At 52.1% G+C, this 24,429-nt stretch carries 22 protein-coding genes, 4 pseudogenes and 1 riboswitch; of the genes and pseudogenes, 22 read left to right on the forward strand and 4 right to left on the reverse strand.

Going from position 1 to position 24,429, the window contains the following annotated elements:
• The 5 genes from VU18_RS00855 to VU18_RS00875 form a co-directional block, all read left to right on the forward strand.
• Nucleotides 1–1,507 (forward strand): sigma-54-dependent Fis family transcriptional regulator (locus VU18_RS00855; RefSeq protein WP_047757493.1); only part of this gene is annotated, 1,507 nt, incomplete at its 5' end.
• Nucleotides 1,479–2,639 carry an acyl-CoA dehydrogenase family protein gene (locus tag VU18_RS00860; RefSeq protein WP_011229707.1) on the forward strand — a complete coding sequence of 387 codons (1,161 nt, stop codon included), beginning with the start codon at nucleotides 1,479–1,481 and terminating at the stop codon, nucleotides 2,637–2,639. The genes VU18_RS00855 and VU18_RS00860, both read left to right, overlap by 29 nt.
• A gap of 388 nt (nucleotides 2,640–3,027) precedes the next feature.
• Nucleotides 3,028–3,282: a hypothetical protein gene (locus tag VU18_RS00865; RefSeq protein WP_021322043.1), complete on the forward strand. Its 255-nt coding sequence runs from the start codon at nucleotides 3,028–3,030 to the stop codon at nucleotides 3,280–3,282.
• Between the two features lie 37 nt (nucleotides 3,283–3,319).
• Complete coding sequence (locus VU18_RS00870) at nucleotides 3,320–4,861, forward strand: aldehyde dehydrogenase (RefSeq protein ID WP_021322042.1); 1,542 nt, start codon at nucleotides 3,320–3,322, stop codon at nucleotides 4,859–4,861.
• A 16-nt stretch (nucleotides 4,862–4,877) separates the two neighbouring features.
• Nucleotides 4,878–6,089 (forward strand): iron-containing alcohol dehydrogenase, encoded by a 1,212-nt coding sequence (locus VU18_RS00875; RefSeq protein ID WP_021322041.1) that lies wholly within the window; start codon nucleotides 4,878–4,880, stop codon nucleotides 6,087–6,089.
• Between the two features lie 104 nt (nucleotides 6,090–6,193).
• Here VU18_RS00875 and VU18_RS00880 read toward each other — a convergent pair whose 3' ends face one another.
• A complete protein-coding gene (locus tag VU18_RS00880) occupies nucleotides 6,194–6,595 on the reverse strand; it encodes a DoxX family protein (RefSeq protein WP_011229711.1) in 402 nt (133 codons plus the stop codon).
• Nucleotides 6,596–6,736: 141 nt separating this feature from the next.
• Here VU18_RS00880 and VU18_RS00885 point away from each other — a divergent pair, with 141 nt between their 5' ends.
• Entirely contained in the window at nucleotides 6,737–7,444 is a 708-nt protein-coding gene (locus VU18_RS00885; protein ID WP_031206260.1) for a DsbA family oxidoreductase, read from the forward strand.
• 110 nt (nucleotides 7,445–7,554) lie between these two features.
• Here VU18_RS00885 and VU18_RS00890 read toward each other — a convergent pair whose 3' ends face one another.
• Nucleotides 7,555–8,019: a DinB family protein gene (locus VU18_RS00890; protein WP_020278921.1), complete on the reverse strand. Its 465-nt coding sequence runs from the start codon at nucleotides 8,017–8,019 to the stop codon at nucleotides 7,555–7,557.
• Between the two features lie 64 nt (nucleotides 8,020–8,083).
• Nucleotides 8,084–8,296 (reverse strand): annotated as a pseudogene (locus tag VU18_RS00895) (sensor histidine kinase); the annotation flags it as partial.
• Between the two features lie 131 nt (nucleotides 8,297–8,427).
• Here VU18_RS00895 and VU18_RS00900 point away from each other — a divergent pair.
• The 8 genes and pseudogenes from VU18_RS00900 (at nucleotide 8,428) to VU18_RS00925 (ending at nucleotide 13,911) form a co-directional block, all read left to right on the forward strand.
• Nucleotides 8,428–9,093 carry a response regulator transcription factor gene (locus tag VU18_RS00900; RefSeq protein ID WP_021322039.1) on the forward strand — a complete coding sequence of 222 codons (666 nt, stop codon included), beginning with the start codon at nucleotides 8,428–8,430 and terminating at the stop codon, nucleotides 9,091–9,093.
• A 9-nt stretch (nucleotides 9,094–9,102) separates the two neighbouring features.
• Nucleotides 9,103–9,588 (forward strand): hypothetical protein, encoded by a 486-nt coding sequence (locus tag VU18_RS00905; protein WP_236687228.1) that lies wholly within the window; start codon nucleotides 9,103–9,105, stop codon nucleotides 9,586–9,588.
• Between the two features lie 56 nt (nucleotides 9,589–9,644).
• Entirely contained in the window at nucleotides 9,645–9,821 is a 177-nt protein-coding gene (locus tag VU18_RS18625; RefSeq protein WP_236687231.1) for a histidine kinase, read from the forward strand.
• A pseudogene (locus VU18_RS00910) lies at nucleotides 9,815–10,225 on the forward strand (export ABC transporter ATP-binding protein); the annotation flags it as partial. The gene VU18_RS18625 and the pseudogene VU18_RS00910, both read left to right, overlap by 7 nt.
• A 37-nt stretch (nucleotides 10,226–10,262) precedes the next feature.
• A pseudogene (locus VU18_RS17775) lies at nucleotides 10,263–10,394 on the forward strand (ABC transporter permease); the annotation flags it as partial.
• A 20-nt stretch (nucleotides 10,395–10,414) separates the two neighbouring features.
• Nucleotides 10,415–11,503 carry an ABC transporter permease gene (locus VU18_RS00915; protein WP_278248260.1) on the forward strand — a complete coding sequence of 363 codons (1,089 nt, stop codon included), beginning with the start codon at nucleotides 10,415–10,417 and terminating at the stop codon, nucleotides 11,501–11,503.
• Nucleotides 11,504–11,713: 210 nt separating this feature from the next.
• On the forward strand, nucleotides 11,714–12,457 hold the full coding sequence (locus VU18_RS00920) for an N-acetylmuramoyl-L-alanine amidase (RefSeq protein ID WP_033024524.1): 744 nt from the start codon (nucleotides 11,714–11,716) through the stop codon (nucleotides 12,455–12,457).
• A gap of 125 nt (nucleotides 12,458–12,582) precedes the next feature.
• Nucleotides 12,583–13,911 (forward strand): S8 family serine peptidase, encoded by a 1,329-nt coding sequence (locus VU18_RS00925; protein ID WP_047757494.1) that lies wholly within the window; start codon nucleotides 12,583–12,585, stop codon nucleotides 13,909–13,911.
• A gap of 17 nt (nucleotides 13,912–13,928) precedes the next feature.
• On the opposite strand, the gene VU18_RS00930 is transcribed toward VU18_RS00925, so the two are convergent.
• The gene (locus VU18_RS00930; protein WP_047757495.1) at nucleotides 13,929–15,884 is read right to left on the reverse strand and encodes an LTA synthase family protein; all 1,956 of its coding nucleotides are present in this window, start codon (nucleotides 15,882–15,884) and stop codon (nucleotides 13,929–13,931) included.
• 450 nt (nucleotides 15,885–16,334) lie between these two features.
• Here VU18_RS00930 and VU18_RS00935 point away from each other — a divergent pair, with 450 nt between their 5' ends.
• From VU18_RS00935 to VU18_RS00965, 8 genes and pseudogenes are all read left to right on the forward strand, one after another.
• Nucleotides 16,335–17,672 (forward strand): TrkH family potassium uptake protein, encoded by a 1,338-nt coding sequence (locus tag VU18_RS00935; RefSeq protein WP_013522785.1) that lies wholly within the window; start codon nucleotides 16,335–16,337, stop codon nucleotides 17,670–17,672.
• Between the two features lie 150 nt (nucleotides 17,673–17,822).
• Nucleotides 17,823–17,963, forward strand: a riboswitch (cyclic di-AMP (ydaO/yuaA leader).
• A gap of 104 nt (nucleotides 17,964–18,067) precedes the next feature.
• Nucleotides 18,068–19,903 (forward strand): annotated as a pseudogene (locus VU18_RS00940) (APC family permease).
• 105 nt (nucleotides 19,904–20,008) lie between these two features.
• Nucleotides 20,009–20,647, forward strand: coding sequence for a sporulation membrane protein YtaF (ytaF, locus tag VU18_RS00945; protein ID WP_011229724.1), 639 nt, complete (start codon nucleotides 20,009–20,011; stop codon nucleotides 20,645–20,647).
• Nucleotides 20,648–20,714: 67 nt separating this feature from the next.
• Nucleotides 20,715–21,698, forward strand: a complete 984-nt coding sequence (locus VU18_RS00950) for a sporulation protein (RefSeq protein WP_011229725.1) — start codon at nucleotides 20,715–20,717, stop codon at nucleotides 21,696–21,698.
• Nucleotides 21,661–21,837 (forward strand): hypothetical protein, encoded by a 177-nt coding sequence (locus VU18_RS18230; protein ID WP_156100176.1) that lies wholly within the window; start codon nucleotides 21,661–21,663, stop codon nucleotides 21,835–21,837. Before VU18_RS00950 ends, VU18_RS18230 begins: the two co-directional genes overlap by 38 nt.
• Entirely contained in the window at nucleotides 21,830–22,333 is a 504-nt protein-coding gene (locus VU18_RS00955) for a spore coat protein (RefSeq protein WP_047757496.1), read from the forward strand. The genes VU18_RS18230 and VU18_RS00955 overlap by 8 nt, the downstream gene beginning before the upstream one ends.
• 153 nt (nucleotides 22,334–22,486) lie before the next feature.
• Nucleotides 22,487–23,428 carry an ROK family protein gene (locus VU18_RS00960; protein ID WP_047757497.1) on the forward strand — a complete coding sequence of 314 codons (942 nt, stop codon included), beginning with the start codon at nucleotides 22,487–22,489 and terminating at the stop codon, nucleotides 23,426–23,428.
• 165 nt (nucleotides 23,429–23,593) lie between these two features.
• Nucleotides 23,594–24,415 (forward strand): undecaprenyl-diphosphate phosphatase, encoded by an 822-nt coding sequence (locus VU18_RS00965; RefSeq protein ID WP_015373784.1) that lies wholly within the window; start codon nucleotides 23,594–23,596, stop codon nucleotides 24,413–24,415.
• The last annotated feature ends 14 nt before the right edge of the window (nucleotides 24,416–24,429 follow it).

Consider the following 24,429-nt stretch of genomic DNA (forward strand, 5'->3'; position numbering starts at 1 on the left):
TACGGAAAAATACCGCGTCGGCAAGCGCGTCTATATTACAAACCGCTCGCCAATTATCGACGAGGGGAAGGTCGTTGGGGCGGTCGGGGTGTTTCAAGACATTTCCGAGATTGAATTTATCTCCAACGAACTTGAGACCGTCAAGCGCATCGTCAATGAATTGCAAACGGTGATGGAGGCATCCAGCGACGGCATCGCTATCACGGACCGCAGTGGAATGATCACGCGGCGAAACAAAAAATGGGATGCGCTGTTTCTAGGAACGGAGCAAGAGCGGGTGACCGCCCCGCTTGACCGGGTCGTTCGACAGGCGCTTGATGGACGTCAGCCCTGTTCGATGCTTCATCAGGGGATGGAAACAGGAAATATTTGGATCGTTTCCGCGGTGCCGATCATCGAGGAAGATGGGCGGGCAGAGCGGGTTGTTCTCTACGTCAAAGATATGACCGAGATGGAACAGCTGCGCTCGGAACTGGAGGAGACGAAACGGCTCCTTCATATGTTGGGCCGTCAGGAAGAAGATCATCTCATTTATCGCGCTCCAGCGATGGCGCATGTTGTCAATATCGCCCGCCAAGCGGCGGCTGTCGATGTGACGTTGTTGTTGACCGGAGAGTCGGGCACCGGGAAAGAGGAATTGGCGAACTACATTTGGAAACAAAGCGCCCGCCGCGCCCGACCGTTTGTGAAAGTGAATTGCGGGGCGATCCCCGAGACGTTGATGGAGTCTGAACTGTTCGGCTACGAGCCGGGGGCGTTCACCGGAGCGGCGAAGAAAGGGAAAAAAGGCTATTTCGAGCAGGCGGATGGCGGGACGATTTTTCTCGATGAAATCAGTGAAATTCCGCTTCACCTGCAAGTGAAGCTCCTTCGCGTGTTGCAGTCGATGGAAATCATGAGGTTGGGGGCGGAGGCGCCGAAGCGGATCGATGTGCGTGTCATCGCCGCGACGAACAAGCCGCTTGAGGAGCTTGTTGCCGCTGGGCAGTTTCGCGCTGATTTGTTTTACCGGCTGAACGTGATGCCGATTGCCATTCCGCCGCTGCGCGACCGGAAAGAAGATATTCCGCTCTTGGTTGACCATTACCGAAAGCGGTTTGCGGAAAAGTATCAAAAACCGCTTGTCTTTACCGACGGAGCGCTGGCGGCGATGATGGACTATCACTGGCCCGGCAACGTTCGAGAGCTCGTTAATGCTGTAGAACGTATGTTTGTGACCGCCGTTTCCCCAGTCATTGACGAACACCAAGTGGCGAAATGGCTCCACCTTGAACCGGAGCCAGCTGCGAGCCCGGTGGCGGTCGGAGAGATCATCCCGCTCAAACAGGCAACGGCTGAGGTCGAGCGCCAGCTGATCATCAAGGCGCTTCACAAGGCGAAGACGTATCGGCGGGCTGCGAAACTGCTTGGTGTCGATGCGTCGACACTCGTGCGCAAGGCGCAAAAATATGGAATTCAATCATGGGGAGGGGAAGAAGATGGATTTCACGCTGCCAGCCGAGATTGAATTTTTAAAAGAAAACGTCCGCAAGTTTGTGAGAGAAGTTGTCGAACCGGTGGCGATGGATATTGAGGAAAATGACCAGATTCCGCAAGATATCATTGAAAAGTCGAAAGAAATGGGGCTGTTTGGATTAAGCATTCCGGAAGAGTACGGAGGCCTCGGTTTGTCAATGGTCGGCAAATGCGCCATTTACGAAGAGCTCGGCAAAACGCATAACGGCTATACGACGTTAATCGGCGCCCATACCGGCATCGGCACCGTCGGCATCGTTGAGCTCGGCACGGAAGAACAAAAGCAGCGCTATTTGCCAAAGATGGCGACGGGCGAATGGATCGGCGCTTTTGCTCTCACTGAGCCCAGCGCCGGATCAAACGCCGCTGCGATCAAAACGACCGCCGTCCGCAAAGGCGACCGCTACATCATTAACGGCTCGAAACATTATATTACGAACGCTGTCGACGCCCATGTGTTTACCGTCATGGCAGTCACCGATCCGTCGAAAGGCCCGAAAGGCATCACGTCCTTTATCGTAGAAAAAGATTTTCCCGGCTTTATCGTCGGAAAAGTCGAGCGGAAAATGGGGCTGCGCGGATCGCATTCGGCTGAGCTGTTTTTTGACAACTTGGAAGTGCCGGCCGAAAACGTGCTCGGGAGAGAAGGCGAAGGGTATGTCAACGCCTTGAAGATTTTAGCGAACGGCCGTGCTGGTCTTGCCGCGCGCAACCTCGGCTCGTGCATCCGCCTCTTGGAATACTGCATGGAATACGCCGAACAGCGTGAACAGTTCGGCAAGCCGATTATCGAGCAGCAAGCGATCCAGCATATGCTGGCGGAAATGAGCATGTTGATCGAAGTGCTGCGTTCGACCGTCTACCGCGTCGCCTGGATGGTCGACCAAAAGATGCGCGTCGTCAAAGAAGCGGCCATCGCCAAGCTGTTCGGTTCGGAAGTGTACAACAAAATCGCTGACATGGCCGTGCAAATCCACGGCGGCCTCGGCTACATGAAAGACTACCCGATCGAACGTTACTTCCGCGATGCCCGCATTACGAAAATTTACGAAGGTACCTCGGAAATCCAGCGCAACATCATTGCGAGCGAACTGCGGAAAGAATACGGAAAAGTGCGGGCATGACCGGAGTAGGTGCTGTCCTAACGAGGTGCTGGCTTTCAAGAGGAGTGCGAGAGATTGAATAACAAATCAGCTCGATGCGGATATACGGCCGTGGCAGAGGAGGTCTCGATGCTGTTGTGACCCCCTCTGTTTTTTTAGCGTTATTGTCGGAAAATGTCATTCGCTTTTTGTTGACGAAAGAAAGGGAAGGTTGCTAGAATGAGGGAAAATGATTGACTATTCATAACATTTTGGTCATTTTTACAACCTGCCTTTTTGCCAGCAACCCGCCTATTGTCGCAACAGCCTATTTGTAAGCCTTTACATTGATTGGTTGTCCCCGCGTTCATCTATCCAGAAGTACAACACCAGCCGACATTTCAAGAAAAATGGAAAAGGAGTGGTGAGCGTGCGTCGTGCCGAGCCGTTGGTCACAACAGGCAGCCGCGGGCTGCAGGAGGATTCGTTCCCGTTTCGGCTTTACCAAAAGGCAAAGCGGTTGGAAGCAGCGGCCCACGATTCGATTTTCGGACCCGACCACCATGCCGATATCATGAATTTCACCGCTCGCCAACTGGCAGCGAGGATGGAAGTGTTGAAAAAAGCGCAGGAGAAACCGTTTGACGAGCTGTTCGGTCTTGAGGAAAGCGAAAACGTTGGCTAGAGGTTGAGAGTCGAAAACAAGGAAGGGAGAAATCGTCATGACCACTCATGTGCAAGTGCATCATTTTCCACTCTTCATTGACGGCCAATGGCAGCCGGCAACGAGCGGGGAAACGTTTCACGTATACAATCCGGCGACCGGAGAGGTGGTGGCGACTGTCGCGAAGGCGACAGCGGATGATGTTGACCGGGCGGTGAAGGCGGCGCGCAAGGCGTTTGACGAGACCGATTGGAAGGCGATGAAACCGAAAGAACGGGCGCGCGTGCTGAATGCGATCGCCCAAGCCATTGCCGCCAACGCTCAAGAGCTCGCCTATTTGGAAGCAATCTCAAGCGGAGGGACGATCCGGCGCATCAGCTCGATCGATATTTTGCAGACGGTCGATCTATTCCAAACGATGGCAAACATCGTCCAAGAGTACCCGTTTTCGGAAACACTGCCGATTCCGCCGTTTCCCGGACCGGCGCATAACTTTGTTTGGCGCGAGCCGATCGGGGTTTGCGCGGCGATCACACCATGGAACTTGCCGCTCATGATCGCGTCGTGGAAAATCGCCCCGGCGCTGGCAGCGGGCAATACGATCGTCGTGAAACCGGCGAGCTACACACCGCTGTCGACACTGAAGCTGGCGGAAATCATTTCGTCCTTCGTGCCGCCGGGGGTCATCAACGTGGTGGCTGGTCCCGGCGCCGATGTCGGGGAGGCGCTTGTCCGCCATCCGCAAGTTGACAAGGTGGCGTTCACCGGTTCGACGGAAGTCGGCCGCCGCATTATGGCGTTGGCGGCGGAAACGGTGAAAAACGTTACGCTTGAGCTTGGCGGCAAGTCGCCGAACATTTTGCTCGAAGATGCGGATTTGGACCTTGCCGTTCCCGGCAGTTTGTTTGGCGTCTTTTTGCACTCTGGTCAGTTGTGCGAATCGGGAACAAGGCTGTTTGTGCCTGAACGGCTCCATGATGAAGTGGTCGAGCGGCTTGTCGCCCTGACGAAGACGCTGCAAATCGGCCATCCGCTCGATCCGGCGACCGACGTCGGGCCGGTTATCTCCAAGCGGCAAAAAGAGACAGTGCTCTCCTATATTGAAGCCGGCAAGCAAGAAGGTGCGACCATTGTATGCGGAGGTCATGAAGTCGAAGTGCCCGGCTGTGAAGGCGGCCATTTTGTCGCGCCGACGATTTTTTCGAATGTCACGAATGACATGAAAATCGCTCAAGAAGAGATTTTCGGTCCAGTGTTGTCGATCATCCGCTATCATGACGTGGAAGAAGCGGTGGCGATGGCCAACGACACGATCTACGGGCTTGCGGCCGGCGTCTGGACGCGAGACGTCAACAAGGCGTACGCCATCGCCGGGCGCCTGCAGGCTGGCGTCGTCTGGATCAATGACTGGCATATGCTTCGCAATGACGCGCCGTTTGGCGGCTACAAACAAAGCGGCATCGGGCGCGAGATGGGCAAATATTCACTTGATGCTTACACGCAGCTGAAGCATGTGCACACATCAATGGTGCCGGAGCTTGGGAAACGGAAATGGTATCAAGTGCTGTTTTCTCGCCTGCACACCATGATGAAAAAGTAAAGGGGGATGAAGGAACATGACGACGTTAGCGAACTTTTGGCTGCGCACGGCAATTTACACCGGGTCGAACACCCGAGCGCTCGTGCCGGATTTGTTTCGCGGGCTGGGCGCTAAACGGGTGCTATTGCTTTCTGACCGTGGGCTCGAGCAAGCTGGGGTTGTCGAAAAAGTAGCGAGCCTCTTTGACTTGACGACGCATGGAGTCGGACCAGAGCTTGTCGGCATCTTTTTGGATATCCGCCAGGATGCGGAAAGTGAATGCGTCAATGAAGCGGTGCGCTATGCGCGCGCTGTCGGAGCTGACGCCTTGTTGGCGGTCGGCGGCGGCAGTGTGCTGGATACGGCCAAAGGGGTGAAATACGCCCTGTTTAAAGGGTTGCGTGATATTAAAGAGGCGATTCCAGGCGGGCTGCGGTACGAGTCGTTCCCGCAAGCGCAATTCATGCCGATCCCGCACATCGCCATCCCGACGACGGCCGGCACGGGGTCGGAAGTATCGCCGATCGCAGTCATTTATAATGAAGAGCTGCGCTTGAAAACGAACATCATCAATCCGTTTATCAACGCTGATGTGGCCGTTTTGGATCCGGATTTAACGGTAGGGCTTCCCCCGAAGGTGACGGCGTTTACCGGCATGGACGCGCTCACCCATGCCATTGAAGCGCTCGCCTCGCCGATGGCGACCGCGCTCACCGATGCATGCGCCTTGCAGGCGATCCGTTTGATTCGTGACTACTTGCCGGAGGCGGTTCGTGACGGCGGGGACATCCGCGCCCGCTTGGAGATGCTGCATGCGAGCTTGCTTGGCATCACCGCGTTCAGCTTTGCGTTAAACGCCATTCCGGTGCACAATTTCGCCCATGCGTACGGAGCGATGTTTCGCATTCCACATGGCTTGGCGAACGCCGTCTTTTTGCCAGTCGTGATGGAAGCGATTCCGGAATTGTATTTGCCGAAAGCGAAGCTGTTGGCTCAAGCGCTTGGCATTTATGATCACGGTCAAGGCAATGAAGCGCTGTTGGTAAAGTCCATTGAGCGAATTCGCCAATTGCGCGATGACATCGGGCTGCCGGCTGATTTTGCCGACTATCCGATGACGGAAGAACAATTCGCGGCGACGATTCCAGCGGTGGCATCTGACCCGGCTGCAGTCAGTTTCCCGATGCCGCCGGAGTTGATTCGGGCCATCGGCGAGCGCGTCGTCAAGCTGACAGTGGAAAAAGGATGAAGCAGCGTACCGACAAGCAAGGACAAGATTTGTCTAGTCTTATTCAGCCTTATTAAGCAAGAAAAAGGTGTCCCGCTGTGAGGGACACCCGTTTTTGTGCCTACTTAGCCCCGCGGCCGCCCGATAACCGTGTCTAACGACCAAAGCCGGCTGCCGTTCAGCCACAAATATACGGACATAGCGAGCAAGGCGAGATTGAATTCATAGCCCGTTTCCCGGCCGTTGCCGAGCAAGCCGGCGTCGACTTTCGCCGTGGCGATGGCCCCGACCATGATGACGGCAAATGCCGCGGCGATCGGGCGTGTGCCAAGGCCAAGCATCATCGCCCAGCCCCCAGCAAGCTCTATGATCGTCACGATGTAGGCGAGCCAGCCGGGAAGGCCCATAGCAACAAACGAATCCGCTGCCGCCTCAAGCCCCCGTTGCCATTTCACCCACCCATGGGCGAAAAAGATGAATCCGGTGACAATCCGCAATAGAAAGGCGCCTAGTTCGTGAGAATGCATCGGTTTTTGTCCTCCTTGTCCCAACAGCATGGTAGTACAATGTATGCGGGCGGGTCCGTCCCCATGCCTTTCGTTAGCCATTCGACCGGCAATGGGCTACAATGGAGGGGAAGCGCGTCAAAAGTAGAGGAGGATATGGCCGTGAAAATTGAAGTATGGTCCGATTTTGTCTGCCCGTTTTGCTATATCGGCAAACGTCGCTTGGAACAGGCGCTTGAACAGTTTCCGCACCGAGAAGATGTTGAGGTTGTATTTCGCAGCTTTGAATTGGATCCGAATGCGAAAAAAGAGACGCCATTGACGATTCACGAAATCATTGCTAACAAATACGGCATTTCAATCGAGGAAGCGAAGCGGGCCAATGCCGATATCGGCAGGCAGGCGGAAGCGGTCGGATTGACATTCCGCTTTGAGACGATGAAGCCGACGAATACGTTTGACGCCCACCGTTTGGCTCATTATGCCAAGGAAAAAGGGAAGCTGAATGAAATGGTGGAACGGCTGTTTTATGCGTATTTCACGGAGTCAAAGCGAATCAGCGACCGCGATGTGCTGCTTGCGATCGCCGAAGCAACCGGGCTTGACCGGGCGGAAGCCGAGGAGGTGTTGGCAAGTGGTCGTTATACGGAAGAGGTGCGCCGCGATGAGGAAGAAGCAGCGGCGTTGGGCGTCCGCGGCGTACCGTTTTTCGTGCTGAATGGGAAGTATGCGATTTCGGGGGCCCAGCCGGTTGACGTGTTCCGGCGGGCGCTAGAGAAAGTATGGGAGGAAGAACAACAAGCTTCCCCGTTGCGGTCGTTGGCGGGTGAAGGCGGAATGTGCGCAGACGGAAGCTGCTCGATTGACTAGATCGCCTCAACCAAAAAGGAAAAGCCGGCTAGGGGTTTCTTAGCCGGCTTTTTTTGTTATTTTCACGGAGAAGCTTCTCGTTTAGTTAGATGAAACAAAAATGGGGAAGATTAACCGCGTTTCACAAACAGCGGCAAGTCCGTATGCCCCATGCCGCGGACGTAGACGAACAGCTGGCCTTTATGGTGGATTTCATGGTCCATTGCCAATTGCAGGAACTGAACTGTGGACATTTGCGTGCCAAAGATGGCAGTTAAATCAAGCGTCCGGTCGAAGTCGTCATCGCTCATCGATTCGATGAGCTGCCTCGTCTTTTCCGTATACGTTTCCGCCAGCTTGGCCAAATTCGTCTCCGGTTCCTCGATTTTTTGCCGGAACAGCGATAGATCGCCGTGTTTTGCCGTGTTAGCGAAATTGTAGAAGCTGAACAGCATATGCGTCGCCAGCTGCTTCGCTGTCATCGAGGTCGGCGTCGGTTTGTAATCATAATGCGCTTCGTCGATTTTGTGGATCAGTTCCATCGTGACATGGCGGTGGGAAAGGAAATATTGCACCCATTTTTTTGCGCGGGACATGGCTCTTCCTCCTTCTAGTTATGGAATTCTGTTTTCCATTTTACCATAAACATCTTCTCTATCGTCAGCGGGGAAGCTTGACCCGAAAGGTGGTCCCTTGGCCAGGGGTGCTATGGACATCGATTGTTCCGCCGTGAGCCGATACGAATTCTTTGGCAATGGCAAGACCCAATCCGGTTCCCCCGCGATTTCGCGTTCTGGCTTCATCTGTGCGGTAAAATCGATCGAACAAAAAAGGCAAATGCTCCGGCGCGATGCCGATGCCTGTATCTGAAACCTCTTGCTTTGGCTCATTTCCCTTAATGGCAATGGAAGAAATCCCCCTTATTCATTACAATGAAAGTAAATCATGAAAATCATGCACGCGAGGTAGTGGACAGGCGTCATGATGAAAAGGGGTGGGTAAAGATGGAACATCACTCTTCGTCCCATGTTCCGCGCATAAAAGTGCTCATCGCCGATGACAATCCCTTTGTCCGCGAAGGGCTGCGGATCATCTTAAGCACGTATGACGAGTTTGATGTCGCCGCGACTGTAGGCGATGGGAAAGAGGCAGTGGACTATTGTCGACATCATGAAGTTGATGTCGCGTTATTGGATGTGCGCATGCCGAACATGAATGGAGTGGAAGCGACAAAGCTTCTATGCGAGCAGACGAAGACAAAGCCGCTCATCTTGACGACGTTTGATGATGATGAATACATTCTAGACGCCATTCAATACGGTGCAAAAGGATATTTTTTGAAAAATACCGATCCGGAACGAATCCGCGAAGCGATCAAAGCGGTTTATCACGGCCAAGTGGTGATGCAGGAGATTGTGATGGACAAAATTAAGTCCAACTTAAAAGAAGAAACAGAAGCAGCCCCGAAAATCGATAAAAGCCTGTTTACGGAACGAGAGTTGGACATTATGGCGCTCATTGCGAAGGGGCTTTCGAATAAAGAGATTGCCAAACAGCTATTTCTCTCCGAGGGAACGGTGGCCAATTACATCACATCGATTTTGGACAAAACCGGACTGCAACATCGAACGCAAATTGCCGTTTATTATCTGACGGGAAAAGTCGGCTGAGGGGATGTTATGGAATCGCTGCTGATCATTTACAAGCTGATTGTATGGGGCTATGCGGCATTCGATTACATTTCATCGAAACAGAGAACGGGAGCGGGCTTTGTTCTAGTCTCTCTGATCTATTTTTGTCTTCAGCTGTTTGCCCTGATCGTTCGCCATATGAGTTGGAAAAGGGGAGCGGCGTTTGGTTCCGTTGTTCTTCTCGTTCTAGCCGCCGCCTTTGTGGAGCCGCTGTGGGCGTTGTTGCTGCCTCTCAATGGGTATGAGCTGGCCTCCGTGTATATCCACCGAGTTTGGGGGATCGGGGCGGTGTTGTTGACGCCGATGATTTGGCTTGATCCATCGGCGGGGAAATTATACGGCTTTGTGGCATTGTTCAGTTTTGTCAGCGTGACGGCAGTCAAGCGGCACATCGAGCGGATGGAACAACAAGAAGATCGTTTGGATCAAATGCGCAACGATTTGCATCGGCTGACAACGATTTGCATCGGCTGACAAGAAGGATCAGCGAATATCATCAATACATCAAGCAGTCGGAATATACGTTGCAGTTGGAAGAACGGAACCGTCTGTCGCAGCGCATCCATGACCAAATCGGCCACTCGCTCGCTGGAGCGCTCATTCAGATGGAGGCGGCCAAACGGTTGATGGATGGGGACCGCGACAAGGCGAAACAACTGTTGGAAAACGCCATCCATATTTCCAAAGAAGGCATGGAACATCGGTGAAAAAGCTCAATGAGATGGGATGCACGATCATTTATACAAGCCACTATATGGAGGAAGTGGAGGAGATTTGCACACGGATCGCCATCATTGATCATGGAAAGATCATCGCAGAGGGGACAAAGGAGCAGCTGGAAGCGATTATCACCGATACAAAAGATATTTGGCTGGAAATCAGGGGAATGGATCGGCTCAACAAGCAGCATCTTCAAGACATTCCCGGGGTCAAGGCGGTGCAATGTGAAGAAAATATGATCAAAATCAGTTCGGATATCAGTGTCAATAATTTAAACGAAATTGTGCAATGCCTGATCAATGACGGTGTCGAAATCCGTTCGCTTGAAGACAAATCACCGAACTTGGAAACGGTCTTTCTGGCGCTGACGGGGAGAAATTTGCGGGATTAGCTGTTTGGAGTGCCATCATGCGAGGGAGGTGCTTCTTTTGAATATTTTTCGCATTGCAGCCAAGGAAATCAAAAGCGATTTTCGTGATGTCCGGACGCTATTTTTTATGCTGCTGTTTCCGATCGTACTGATGTTCATCTTAGGAACAGCCCTTTCCAACACGTTTCACTGGACGATTTCCGTCGGAAAATCAATTTTTTGTTATATTTTGGAACTCCGTTGGCGGCGATCCTTTTGTCTTTGTTTGCGGCCGGGGGCAACCCTGTCAAGGAAGTTCGCATTGGAATCGTCAATGAGGATCAAGGACGGATTACCGATGATACGATCCGTTTTCTGAAAAGCCTTGATCATCTCTCCGTGAAAAGCGTGAAGTTATCAGCGGTCGATGAGCAAATCACCTCGCAAAAGATGGATGGCGTGCTGATTTTTCGCCAAGGGTTTTCCGAAAGCGTCCAGCACGGCCAGCCCCGGCCGATCGAACTTGTCTCGCTCAAGGGAGCGGAAATCACGATGTTCATCAAGTCGTACTTGCATGAATACATCGATCATTTGGCGACATTGGGGCGATTGGCCAATGGGGATCGCGATCTCTTTTGGAAGATGTATGAACGGTATCAACAAGCGCCGTTCCGCCTGTCCGTTCACTCGCTGTCCGACACAGCCAAACAAAAAGGGGTCACGTATCAAACGATCGGTTATTTGGTCATGATTATGTTGATGTCAGCGGGAAATTTGACGGAGATCATCATCAAAGAAAAAGAAGAGCGCACCTATTCCCGCTTATTGACGACGCCGATTCAGGCGAGAACGTATGTGTTATCGAATATCGTGGTGAATTTGTTGATGATGGCGGCACAAATCATCGTGACAATCGCGGCCATGAAGAACATCTTTCATATTGATCCTAATATTCCGATGTGGCAAATGGCCCTGGTGCTCCTGCTTTTCTCTTTATCCGCGATCGGCTTGTCTTTGATTACCGTGATGTTTGCGAACAGCTCTGCTTCCGCCGGGGCGCTGCAGCCATTGATTACCGTGCCGACATGTATGCTGGCCGGCTGTTTTTGGCCGGTCGAGCTGATGCCGAAATTTTTGCAAAAAGCGGCGTATTTTATACCGCAGCGGTGGGCGCTCGATTGTTTGGTAAAGCTGCAGGAGGGGCGCTCTTTCGGAAGTTTGTATTGGCATCTGTTGATTCTTCTCGCCTTTGCGCTGACCTTTTTCCTTCTGGCTGTTTACAAGTTCAGTCGAAGCCAACAGAGTGGACAGTTTGTATAATGCCTAGCGGTCTATGTTTTCTTGTATGGCTGTGTGGGGGGCTTTCATCATATCGAACAAGTCGATCAGCGGGAATGTCAGGTGCAGTCGTTTTTTTGACTGCGCCTTATTTGTTGGCCTTGGGGAAGTATCTATGGCATTTTGGAGTGCCACGCTTATGCTAACAGTGCCATATTCCGAAACGACGAAGGATGTGAAAGGAGAAGAAAGATGGTTAAAATTTTTCTCGATCCAGGTCACGGTGGGAACGATGCCGGCGCGGTCGGCAACGGGTTGTTGGAAAAAGACATTACGTTGTTTATCGCTCTCGAAATCAATCGTCTGTTGCAAAATGAGTATGAAGGAGTTTCCGTGCAGCTAAGCCGAACAAAAGATGAAACGGTGTCACTTGATGAGCGGACGGACCGTGCCAATCAATGGGGGGCGGATGTATACGTCGCGATTCACGTGAATGCTGGCGGCGGCACGGGGTATGAAGATTATATTTATAATCGGCTCGATGACGATTCGGCAACAGCCCGCATTCGTGATGCCATTCATGAAGAAGTCGTCAAAGCTACGGGATTTCGCGATCGTGGGAAAAAGAAAGCGAATTTTCATGTGCTGCGGGAGACCGCGATGCCAGCCGTGCTCACGGAGAACGGGTTTATTGACCGGGAAGAGGATGCAGGAAAACTGAATGATACCCGTTTTTTGCGCATGGTCGCCCGCGGGCATGTGAACGGGTTGGAGCGGGCGCTTGGGCTGCGGAAGAAACCGAATGCTCCGAACGATCCTCCGCCAAGCAGGCCGGACGAAGGAGGGGGACAGGCGCCAAGTGGGAGTGATTTGACGCGCGTCATCGTGGATGGGACGCAAGTCGGGGCATTTGCGGAGAAGGAAAATGTGCTGCGCCAAGTGGAGCGTTATTTAGGAAAAGCAAAATACATTGTGTTGGAGCGGATTGGAATGTAAATAAGAAAGGCTTGCCTAGTTTTCGCTGGGCGAGCTTTTTGTTTGTTTGTCTTGGTGAGCTCGCCGCTTCTTTCGCGATCTTTCCCTCATATGAGTATAGCGAAACACGCAAGGAGGGGAAGAATGTGTTCACCTATTCGATCGTGCAGCTCGCTCGCCGCCATGCAGCGCGGCTTGACCGTCCGCTTCGTCATGCGCTTGTCAATATGTATAAGCCCATGATGCGCATGCCGTGCATTTTCCATCGTTGGGTGGAGCGATGGCTGAGGAAATGGCGGACGCTTTCCGTCTTGATTGAAGTCGAAAATGCTGAAGGGATGGAGGCAGTGGCCAAGGCGGAACGCGATCATTTCCGTATGAAAGTACGCCACCATTTTCGCCATGTTCCCTTCTACAGCGCACGGGTGACGCCGGCAGCGATTGAGCAGCTGCTCGAGCATCCGAAAGTGAAAAAAGTGTACCTCAATCGGCAGGTCAAGGCGCTGTTAAACAATGCAGTCCCATCGGCCAATGCCAAACATGTGGCTGTCAACGGAACGGAGTTAAGCGGAAAAGGAGTGACGATCGCCATTGTCGACACAGGCATTTACCCGCACCCGGATTTGGAGGGGAGGATTGCTGCCTTTGTCGATTTTGTCAATGGGCGCACAACCCCGTATGATGACAACGGCCACGGTACGCATTGCGCCGGCGATGCGGCCGGAAACGGGCGCATGTCGGACGGGCTGTATGCCGGACCGGCGTATGAGGCAAGCCTCATTGGTATCAAGGTGCTCGACCGTTCGGGAAGCGGGACGCTCGAGACGATCATACGCGGCATTGAGTGGTGCATTGATTACAATAAGAAAAACTCGGCCAAGCGAATCCATATTATTTCCTTATCGCTTGGAGGGGAGCCGCAGCCGTTTCCGATAGAAAATGATGATCCGCTCGTGCAAGTCGCGGAGCGGGCGTGGGAGCAGGGCATTGTCGTCTGTGCGGCGGCAGGGAATGAAGGGCCGAATTATGGGACGATTTCAAGCCCGGGCATTAGCGACCGCATCATTACCGTCGGTGCTCTTGACGATCATGATACGGCGGCAACGCGCGCCGACGATGAGGTGGCGTCGTTTTCGAGCCGAGGGCCGACCGAGTATGGGGTGACAAAACCGGATCTCGTCGTTCCCGGGGTCAACATTATATCGCTTCGCGCCCCGCGTTCATTTCTTGACAAGATGAATAAGCAAAGCCGGGTCGGTGACCATTATATATCGATGTCCGGTACATCGATGGCGACGCCGATTTGCGCCGGCATTGTCGCGTTGATGCTTCAGGCCAAACCAAATGCAACGCCGGATGAAATCAAGCAGGCGTTAAAAGACGGCGCCGATTTGTGGAAAGGGCGCGACCCGAACGTATATGGGGCGGGTTACGTGAATGCGAAGCGGGCCATTGAGCAACTGCTGCAGCGCTAGAAAAAAGAGGGAGGCGATCATTGATCGCTTCCCTCTTCACGGTTATTGTAATCATATTTTGACGGATCGACCGGCTTGAAGCCTTTCGGTGTATAGAACCGGAGCAAATCGCCGTAAACAACCTTATCCGACAGGTCGAGCTTCGTGCGGATGATTTGTTCGAGACGTTGAATCTCCGGCGTTTCTTCAAGCGGCTCGCCCGTTTTCGTATCATAGTACTTGCCGTTGACCGCTGTCACGGTTGGCGTTACGAAGTCACCGTTGCGGAACGGGATGATTTCTTGATGGTCCGGCGACAACAAGTCCGTTCCGAAGTGGACGTAATTTTTCGTGTCGATGCCAAGCAAATGCAGCAAAGTCGGCAACAAATCGATTTGGCCGCCAAACTCGTGAATGACGCCGCCTTTTATGCCCGGCACGTGGATGAACAGCGGCACCCGCTGCAATTGCGCATGTTCATACGGCGTAATTTCTTTTCCTAAAATTTGCGCCATGGCTTTGTTATGATTTTCCGAAATGCCGTAATGGTCGCCGTACAAAATGATGACCGAGCGGTCGTACAGACCGGATTTTTTCAAGTAATCAAAGAACTCTTTGACGGCCTCATCCAAGTAGCGGGCCGTTTGGAAGTAACGGTCGACCGAGTCGTCTCCCGTCGTTGCCGGCGGGATTGTGGCATCTTCCTCGCTGATCGGGTACGGGAAGTGGTTCGACAGTGTAATAAATTTCACATAGAACGGCTCTTTCAACGTTTCCAACAGCGGGATCGACTCCCGGAAGAACGGTTTGTCTTTCAACCCGTAGTTCAAGACGTCCTCGTCGTTCATATCATAGTAGCTGGCGTCAAAGAAATGATCGAACCCGAACGATTTGTAAATTTCATCGCGGTTCCAGAACGATTTGTAGTTGCCGTGGAAAACCGCGCTTGTGTAACCGTATTGGCGCAAAATGGCAGGAGCCGCATGGTACGTATTTTGCCCTTTCGTCGTGAAGACAGCCCCTTGCGGCAGGCCATAGAGCGAGTTTTCGAGCATAAACTCTGCGTCCGATGTTTTCCCTTGACCCGTTTGATGGAAGAAGTTATCGAAATAGAATGTGTTCGGATCGCGGGTGAGCGAGTTTAAGAACGGGGTGACTTCTTCACCGTTCAACTTATAGTTAATCACAAAGTTTTGCAGCGACTCTAAATGAATGTAAATGACGTTTTTCCCTTTCGCCACGCCGAAATATTTCGGGTTCGGTTTGGCATACGTCGCCTGCACATAGTTCAGCACGGTCGTGATGTCGCTTTTGTTTGCGAACGCCCGCTGCGTCGATGATTTCATGCTTTGGAACGCATCGTAAATCAAATAGTTGTACACGCCTAAATATTTGACGATATAGTTGCGGTCGAACGTTCTTGTCAAGAGCTGCGGGCGGTCGGTCTCAGCGAGCGCCAAGTTGATGCTGAACATAAGAATGGCCGAAGCGAAAATGGCGCCTTTTTTGAATCGGCCGGCCTGCACTTCCGGGAGCGAGAATCGCTTCGAGAAAACGATCACCGCCAAAATGATCGTATCCAAGAAATAGAACACGTCATACCAGCGGAGCAACTCCCAAATGCTTCTGCCGAGATCGCCGAAGTTTTTCGTTTGCGTCAACGTCGGGAATGTAATAAAATCGCTGAAAAAACGATAATAAACGATATTGGCGTATAGAATGAACGATAAGATGAAATTAATAATAATGATCCATTTGTACACACGCGTTTCCTTGGCCAACAGCGCCAACCCAAGGAAGAATACCGCCGAGCTGATCGGGTTGATGAACAATAAAAACTCCTGCATGGAGTTGCTGATGCCAAGGTTAAATTCCGCTAAATAGGCGGCGTACGTCTTCAACCAAAATAAGAGCACGGCAAAAATAAAAAAGCCAATGTATTGGTTAGGGAGAGAACGACATTTTTTCAACCATTTTTCCCAAATTGCCTTCACGTCCTCTTCTCCTCCTTTGCCTCGTATTCTTAACGATGCTTCTATGTTTATATCAACAGCCGTTGCCCACAGCAACAAACATTTTATTCTTACATGATTTTACATCGGAACGTCTCCATGTCAAGTAGCATAATACGTCTGTTGCCAAAAGTCAATGGAATGTTTTTATGGGACTGGTGCAAGCCCCCTTCCGCGCTTCAATGCCTGTGTGGTCCCAGTCGGACTGCCATTTGCCATTCATATAGACGAACGGAGACGGAAAAGGTTTCAATGCATCCACATTCTTGAAGTCGGTGGCCATGCCCTTTATCCATTTTATTATGCAGAAAGAATGTTATGATGAAAATGGTTTAGAGTACCCGAACAAGCTTGTTTTTGGTATATTTTTTCTATGCATCATCCACAACTATAAAGAGGCGATTATGTGAGCGAGGGGGAAGGGATGGGGCTTTGAATGCGAACCGTAAATTTTTCGATCCGCCGAAAGTATTAGTGTCCGGCTTTGCCTTGATTATTTTGGTTGGAGCTTTCTTGTTGATGCTGCCGACGGCGACCGTTGACGGAAAAGGACTTCCGTTTTTAGACGCCTTGTTTACGGCGACGTCTGCTACGTGCGTGACCGGACTTGTTGTGGTTGATACGGGGACGACGTTCACGTTGTTCGGCCAGCTGGTCATTTTAGCGCTGATCCAAGTGGGCGGGCTTGGATTTATGACATTTGCTACGTTGTTTGCCTTTTTGCTCGGCAAGCGGATTTCCTTGAAAGAGCGGTTGTTGCTGCAAGAGGCGCTCAATCAGCTGAGCATCGAAGGGATTGTTCGGCTCGTGAAACGCATTCTCGTTTTTACCGTCGTCATTGAGGGCATCGGCGGATTGCTGTTGGCGATTCGTTTCTCGTTCGATATGCCGTTTTGGAAAGCCGTGTACTTTGGGTTCTTTCATGCGATTTCCAACTTTAACAACGCCGGCTTTGACTTGATGGGCGAGTTTCGCAGTTTGACCGGCTATGTGGAAGATCCGGTCGTGAGCCTTGTCGTGCCGATTTTAATTATACTGGGCGGCATCGGATTTATTGTCATGAATGAAGTGTATGAGTACCGGCAAACACGGCGGCTGTCTCTTCATACGAAGGTGGTGGTCATCACGACCGCATGGCTGGTGTTTGCCAGCATGGCGCTGATATTGCTGCTGGAGTGGAACAATCCGAAGACGATGGGGCCGCTGTCGCTCTCAGGCAAGTTTTTGTCCGCGTTTTACCAAGCGGTCACTCCGAGAACGGCGGGCTCGAATACGCTTAACATCCCGGATTTGACGCAACCGACGCTGTTTTTGATCGTTTTTCTCATGTTTGTCGGCGCTTCCCCGGGTTCGACGGGCGGAGGAATCAAAACAACGACATTTACGACCTTGCTCGGCGCGGTTTGGTCGCAAATCCGCGGGAAGGAAGACGTCATTTTGTTCCGAAAACGAATCGTCTACGATACGGTATACAAGTCGCTGACCGTGACGATGAGCGGATTGTTTGTCGTCATGCTTGTGACGATGGTGTTGACGATTACCGAAAAGGGAAAAGACTTTTTCATGATTTTATTCGAAGCGACATCGGCGTTTGGGACTGTTGGACTATCGATGGGATTAACCCCTGAATTGTCTCCGCTTGGAAAAGCGATCATTATTTTCACGATGTTTGCCGGCCGCGTAGGCCCGTTGACGATCGCTTATGCGGTCACGCTGCGCCGTCAGCCCGATCCGTTCCGCTATCCGAAAGGGAAAATGATGATTGGATGAGTGAAAAACAGAAAAATGTCGGGAGCGTGAGCGAAGGGAAAATAATAAAGAAAAAATAAGCCCAAAAGCCCAGAAACTCGCTGTTTTCCTCCTTTTTCAAGGTTGGCGGAGGGACAAGCAAAGGGGTAAGATATGGAAGCAAGAATAACTTGATACGATGCGCTGAATCCGGCATGGAGCGGGGGACCCGATTTGGCAGCGTCTGCTGTCTTGGGGTGAATCCGATCAGGAAGGGCATCTCTCCAAGCCCGAACCCGACAGCTAACCTCGCAAGCGCTTTGGGGAGGGACGAGTATGGCCTTAGAACATTTGTAGCCGTTGAGTGCGTCCTCAGCGGTTTTTTCTTTTGAATCGATGAGTCAACTCTATATGCTGCTTTAGGGAGGAATGGAAGCATGGCTTCCTTAAAACGTTTGTTGATTGGGAAACCGATGGAAACGAAACAGTTGAAACATGAAAAATTGCCTAAGTGGAAGGCATTGGCCGTTTTTTCTTCCGATGCCCTGTCATCGGTGGCTTACGCGACGGAAGAAATTTTGCTTGTGCTTGCTTTATTAGGGACAAGCGTCTTTTTCTATTCGCTGCCGATCGCGGTGGCGATTTTAGTATTGCTCTTGTTAGTGACGTTGTCGTATCGGCAAATTATTTACGCGTTTCCGTCTGGAGGCGGGGCGTATGTTGTCGCCCGCGACCATTTGGGGACGAAAATCAGTTTGGTGGCTGGGGCGGCGCTTATGATCGATTATATCTTGACCGTCGCTGTCAGCATCAGCTCCGGCGTCGCCGCGTTGACATCGGCGTTTCCGGGGTTGCTGTCATGGAAAGTGGAGCTCTCTGTCGCTCTTGTCTTGCTTTTGATGGTGCTCAATTTGCGGGGCATTACCGAATCCGCGACGGTTTTCGCCTATCCGACGCATGTGTTCATTGGCTTCGTTCTTGTGATGATCGTGGTTGGAGGGTGGCAGTTGTGGCATGAAGGATGGCATGGGTTTACGATGCATGAGCATGCGTCAACCGCTCACATGTTTGCGTCCGGTTACAGCTTGTTTATTTTGCTGCGCGCCTTTTCGTCGGGATGTTCGGCGATGACCGGGGTCGAAGCGATCAGCAACGGCGTGCCGGCGTTCCGGCCGGACAGCTCGAAAAATGCCGCGATTACAATGGGGTGGATGTCCGTGCTGCTTGGCACGATGTTTTTAGGCATCACCGTGTTGGCGGCAGGGTTTGGTGTTACCCCGACTGAGCATCAGACGGTCATTTCGCAAATTGGGCGCCATGTGTTTGGGAATGGTCTTTTGTTTTACTTGTTTTAGCTGGCGACGATGCTCATTTTAGTGCTCGCAGCCAATACGAGTTTTGCCGGGTTTCCACAGCTGACATCGATTATGGCAAAGGACGGTTTTTTGCCGAGAAGCTTGGCGGCCCGAGGCGATCGCCTCGTGTTTTCCAATGGCATCATTTTATTGAGCGTGTTGGCGATCTTGTTGATCATTGTTTTTCATGCGGAGACTCATTCACTTATCCCGCTTTACGCGGTCGGCGTATTTCTTTCCTTTACCATCGGTCAGAGCGGGTTGATTAAAAAATTATGGAAACGGGAAGAAGGACGGAAGATCGGCGTGCTGCTTACCGTTGGAACGGGAGCGGCTGTCACCGGGATGGTCACGCTCGTCACGATGGTCGCCAAATTTACGCAAGGAGCCTGGATCGTTATCGTGGCGATTCCGTTGTTTGTCTGGATGTTCAGCCGAATTCATGAACATTACAAAAAACTTGGCGAGCAGCTGCGGCTTGACGAACGGGAGTGGCAACAGCGCGAGAAAATGTTGAAACCAAAAGTCATTATTCCCATTTCCGGCGTCAGCAAAGTTGTCGCCCAATCCGTTCAGTACGCTCGCAGCATTTCCGACGACATTACGGCACTGTCGATTATTTTCGACGAAAAAGACGAACAAAAGCTGCGGCAAAAGTGGGAGAAGTTTTATCCGGACATTCCGTTGAAAGTCATCTATTCACCGTACCGAACCATTTTGTCGCCATTGTTAGAATACATCACGAAAGCGGAAAAAGAAGCAGACCGCGCGCCGGTGACAGTACTCTTGCCACAATTTATTGTGAAAAAATGGTGGCATACATTTTTGCATAACCAAACAGCCATCATCTTGCGCTTTTTCTTGATCATGAAAAAAGATGTTGTCATTGCGACATTGCCGTATCATTTGCGGGAATAATGTCGAGAAAAGGGGAAACATTTCCCCGGAAATCGATGCGTGTCGAATGGCAAGAAAGTCCCCTCTCCGTACGGAATTGCATATCGTACGGCAGGGGGGATTCCTATGTGGTTATGGGTGTCCATGATTTTGCTCGCTTTCAGCGTGAGCATGGACAGCTTGAGCGTAGGCATTACGTATGGAATGGGTGGTGTCCGTTTTTCCTGCTTTTCGTTGGCGCTTATTGCATGCATGTCTGGAATGATGGTGTTTGTGTCTATGAACATCGGCCGTCTGTTGGCGCTTGTTTTGCCATTGCAAGTTGAGAGAGGGCTTGCTTCGGTCATTCTCATGGCGCTTGGCGGTTGGGCGATTTATAACGTCTATAAGCCAAAGGGAGACGGAAGCGATTCCTCTATGGAATGTGATGGAACAGGGGAGGCTAACCGATTCAGCGGCGCTGTTCAAGTATTGAAACGGCCTGAACTTGGGGATCTTGATCGTTCAGGCACGATCAGCCAAAAAGAAGCGTTGTTGATCGGGATCGCTTTGTCGATGGATTCATTTGGCGCCGGGATCAGTTCGTCGCTTTTGCATTTCCCGCCGCTTTCGTTTTCCCTGTTGGTTGGCGTATTTACTCTCATGTTCATCCGAGTCGGCTTATCGTTGGGGTACATGGTGTCGAAAACGGGAATCATGAAAAAGGCGACAATGCTGCCTGGGGTTGTGTTGATTGTCCTAGGGTTGATCAAATTATTTCGGTGACACCATTTTGGCGGCTCGTTCGTAATTCAAATGTGAAAATAGGTTGATGAAAAAGGAGAGAGGTCCGATGTGGAAAAAGTTTTTATCGAAATTCGGCATTGGCGCTGCCAAAGTGGATCTCGTGCTGCATCGCCCTCATGTGCGCCTTGGTGAAACGTTGGAAGGGGAATTTTTGCTGGAAGGTGGTTCGGTCGCCCAACACATTCGGAACCTAGATGTCGTATTGCAATTGGAGGTGCACGCGGAAGGAAAGGCATATCGCCGAACCGCAGCGGTGATCCCGGTCGCTTCCTCGTTTACGATTCAGCCCGGTGAGCGGAAAGTGCTCCCGTTTTCGTACGCACTGCCGCTCCATTTGCCGATCAGCCGCCCAACGGTCCGTTATACGTTCGTCACCCGGCTCGATATTGCCGATGGGGCGGATGCATATGACCAAGACGCCATTCACATTTTGCCGCCGACGGCCTTGGAGCAAGTGTTTTCCGCTTTGGCCGCCCTGGGATTCCGGGAGAAAGCGACATCCGGAAGCATTACGCCGCATGGCCAGGAATTTGCGTTCTTCCCGACGAGCGAATTTCAAGGGATCGTCCAAGAAGTCGAGTTTTTTGCCCTCGTCGAGGGAGAAGGGGTGCGTTTGTATATGGAGATCGACGTCCGCCACGGCTTTGGCGGGGAACGCGAAATGAAACGGGAGCTGTTGATCACTCATGAACAGCTTCGCGATTCGGCGACGGCAGCCCGTCTGCTTCGAGAAGCCATTGAAGAGGCGGTGCGGGCGGCCGGGGCGTTCGGCCAGCTGAGCGGGCATCCATTGGCAACGCCGCATTCGCCAATCTATAGCCATCCAGTAGGCCATTATCCACCCGTCCATCATTCGCATCATGGCGGACACGGGTGGGCTGGTGCCATTGGTGGGTTTGCGGCCGGGATGCTGGCGGGAATGGTGGCGGAAGAGTTGCTTGACGATGTGATCGATGATGTCGCTGACGGGTTGGACGTGGATGATTGGTTTGATGGCGGCGATGGATTTGATGGGGGAGATTGGCTGTAATGATGATATGGAAGGTGCTTCGCATTTCGCGAAGCGCTTTTTTGCTGATGCGGATGTCTTGTACAACGGTGACCGTTTCTCCTTAGTGGGCATATACAATAAATGGAAAAATAAAACAAGGAGGAAACAAAATGAATGATACGTACGGTCATCGCCATTTGGCTTGGCATGAAACGTTGGAGCTGCATGAATTGATCGCTTTTCAGGCCAACGCGTTAATGAAAATGAAAAGGGCTGTCGGCAAGATCGACTGTCCTGAGTTGAAAGGGCTTTATACGGAAACGATTCAAGGATTGGAAACGAACTTGCGCGAGCTGCTTGCCTTCATTCCGGCGGCACCTATGATGGAAGAAAGCCGCGACCATGATGATGGCGACCGCGCCTTGCACGCTGGCGACTTGCTTGGCTTTTCAAAAACGGCAGTGCGCAATTATGCTGCTGCCATTACCGAGGCGGCGACGCCGGTGCTGCGCAAAACGTTTGTCAAACATCTGCTCAAAGCCATTGACACGCACGAAAAAGCGTTCAACTATATGTATGAACGCAGTTATTATCCAGCGTACGATCTTGTCCAGCTCCTTCACAACGACGTCCGCAACGCGCAAAAAGCGTTGTCGATGGGATATGAACGATAACAGAAACGAGCCGCTCCCGCCAAGTGGAGCGGCTTCTTTCATTGCGGCGGGGAGGAGCGGATGGACCGACGGCGAATACATAAAAGCGGAGAAACAGCTAAGCCTAATGGAGCTAGAAGAGAGGAAAGATCATAAACGAAGGAGGCGTCATCGGTGCGTTACTATATCGTTTTTGATATTGGCGGCACATATGTCAAACATGCCGTCATGAACGAGCATGGCGACTTTTTCGAAAAGGGGCGTTACCGTTCGGAGCGGCATGACTTTCATCAATTTCGCGATGACTTGCTTAACGCCGTCCGCCAGGCGCAGGCGAACTATGAACTTTCCGGCATCGCGATCAGTTCCGCAGGAAGCGTTGACAGCGATCTTGGCATCATCGGCGGAAGCAGCGCATTGCCGTGCATTCACGGCCCAAACTTTAAAGAAGTATTCGGCGGAGCGACGGGCCTGCCGGTGGAGCTGGAAAATGATGCGAACTGTGCGGCGCTCGGCGAATTATGGAAGGGAGCGGGCCGGGGCTGCCGCGACATCGCCTTTGTCATCGTCGGCACCGGCATCGGCGGAGCAATTGTGAAAGACGGACGCATCCATAAAGGGGCGCATTTGCACGGCGGGGAATTTGGCTATATGTTGATGGATGTCCGTTATGCAAACGGAACCCTTGAATGCAAAACATGGAGTGAACTGGCGGCGACGAGTGCGCTGATCCGGATGGCGGCTGAGGAAAAGGGGATGCCGGAGAGGGAGCTGGACGGAGAAAAAGTATTTGCGTTGGCCGAGAGAGGCGATGAAGCCGCGCAAAAGGCCATTGACCGGTTTTATTTTTCATTGGCCCAAGGGATTTTTAACTTGCAGTACGCATACGACCCGGAAAAAATCATTTTGGGCGGGGCCATTAGCAGCCGCCCCGATTTCGTCGACGAAATCAACAAGCGGCTTTCGGTGTTATTGTCGCTCGTTCCAATTGCCAAAGTCCAGCCGGTGGTGGAGACGTGCCAATTCAAAAACGATGCGAACTTGCTCGGCGCTTTGTATCATTACTTAGAGCGGCGCGGGGAGCTGGGGGCAGGCCTATTTCCGCCCGCTGACTGATGACTGACGCTCTTCCCGGCATCACACCCATCCAAAAACGTGCGGGTAGTAGAAACGAATGATTTGTAGTACAATAGAGCAGGCACGGCCGAAGCAGGGTGTTATTTCGCCCGCCCGGCCCATATGTATAGAAAGGACGACCCCGCGCAGAAAGGATGGAAGGACATGCACTGGATGGAATTATGGAAGGCGATCATTTTAGGAATGGTCGAAGGGCTGACCGAGTTTGCCCCGGTTTCCTCGACCGGCCATATGATTATGGTCGACGATCTTTGGCTGAAATCCACAGAGTTTTTAGGCAAGTACGCGGCGAATACGTTTAAAGTCGTCATCCAGCTCGGCTCGATTCTAGCCGCTGTGGTCGTGTTTAAAGACCGATTTCTCGACTTGCTTGGCGTTCGCGGCCGCCATCCGGGCGGACATCCGCGCCTTAACCTCATTCACGTCATCATTGGCCTGCTGCCGGCTGGGGTGCTCGGCGTCTTGTTTGAAGATTACATCGATGAACATTTGTTTTCGACCAAAACGGTGCTGATCGGCCTTGTGCTCGGCGCGTTGCTCATGATTGCCGCCGACCAATTCGCCAAAAAAGCCGCGCGGACGCAGACGGTCGACCAAATTACGTACAAGCAGGCGTTTTTTGTTGGTTTGATGCAATGTTTATCCTTGTGGCCCGGCTTTTCCCGCTCCGGCTCGACGATTTCTGGCGGGGTGCTTGTCGGCATGAGCCATCGCGCCGCCGCCGATTTCACGTTCATTATGGCTGTTCCGATCATGGCTGGGGCGAGCGGGCTGTCGCTGTTGAAAAACTGGCAATACGTCACCACCGCCGATATTCCGTTTTTCATCGCCGGTTTTTTGAGCGCCTTTGTCTTCGCCTTGCTCGCGATTCGCTTTTTCCTTGAGCTCATCAACCGCATCCGCCTCGTGCCGTTTGCCGTGTATCGGATCGTGCTGGCCATTGTCATTTATTTCTTATACTTCTAGTCGTGCCGCCTGGC

The organism is Geobacillus sp. ZGt-1, assembly GCF_001026865.1.
In the GTDB taxonomy this organism is placed as follows: Bacteria; Bacillota; Bacilli; order Bacillales; family Anoxybacillaceae; genus Geobacillus; species Geobacillus thermoleovorans.

What these genes read in the sequence shown, in the direction of transcription:
- VU18_RS00860 (WP_011229707.1), top strand. Translation starts at nt 1,479, where the DNA reads ATGGATTTCACGCTGCCAGCCGAGATTGAATTTTTAAAAGAAAACGTC.
- VU18_RS00870 (WP_021322042.1), top strand. Translation starts at nt 3,320, where the DNA reads ATGACCACTCATGTGCAAGTGCATCATTTTCCACTCTTCATTGACGGC.
- VU18_RS00875 (WP_021322041.1), top strand. Translation starts at nt 4,878, where the DNA reads ATGACGACGTTAGCGAACTTTTGGCTGCGCACGGCAATTTACACCGGG.
- VU18_RS00880 (WP_011229711.1), bottom strand. Translation starts at nt 6,595, where the DNA reads ATGCATTCTCACGAACTAGGCGCCTTTCTATTGCGGATTGTCACCGGA.
- VU18_RS00890 (WP_020278921.1), bottom strand. Translation starts at nt 8,019, where the DNA reads ATGTCCCGCGCAAAAAAATGGGTGCAATATTTCCTTTCCCACCGCCAT.
- VU18_RS00900 (WP_021322039.1), top strand. Translation starts at nt 8,428, where the DNA reads ATGGAACATCACTCTTCGTCCCATGTTCCGCGCATAAAAGTGCTCATC.
- VU18_RS00905 (WP_236687228.1), top strand. Translation starts at nt 9,103, where the DNA reads ATGGAATCGCTGCTGATCATTTACAAGCTGATTGTATGGGGCTATGCG.
- VU18_RS00920 (WP_033024524.1), top strand. Translation starts at nt 11,714, where the DNA reads ATGGTTAAAATTTTTCTCGATCCAGGTCACGGTGGGAACGATGCCGGC.
- ytaF (WP_011229724.1), top strand. Translation starts at nt 20,009, where the DNA reads ATGTGGTTATGGGTGTCCATGATTTTGCTCGCTTTCAGCGTGAGCATG.
- VU18_RS00950 (WP_011229725.1), top strand. Translation starts at nt 20,715, where the DNA reads ATGTGGAAAAAGTTTTTATCGAAATTCGGCATTGGCGCTGCCAAAGTG.
- VU18_RS18230 (WP_156100176.1), top strand. Translation starts at nt 21,661, where the DNA reads ATGGCGGCGATGGATTTGATGGGGGAGATTGGCTGTAATGATGATATG.
- VU18_RS00955 (WP_047757496.1), top strand. Translation starts at nt 21,830, where the DNA reads ATGAATGATACGTACGGTCATCGCCATTTGGCTTGGCATGAAACGTTG.
- VU18_RS00965 (WP_015373784.1), top strand. Translation starts at nt 23,594, where the DNA reads ATGCACTGGATGGAATTATGGAAGGCGATCATTTTAGGAATGGTCGAA.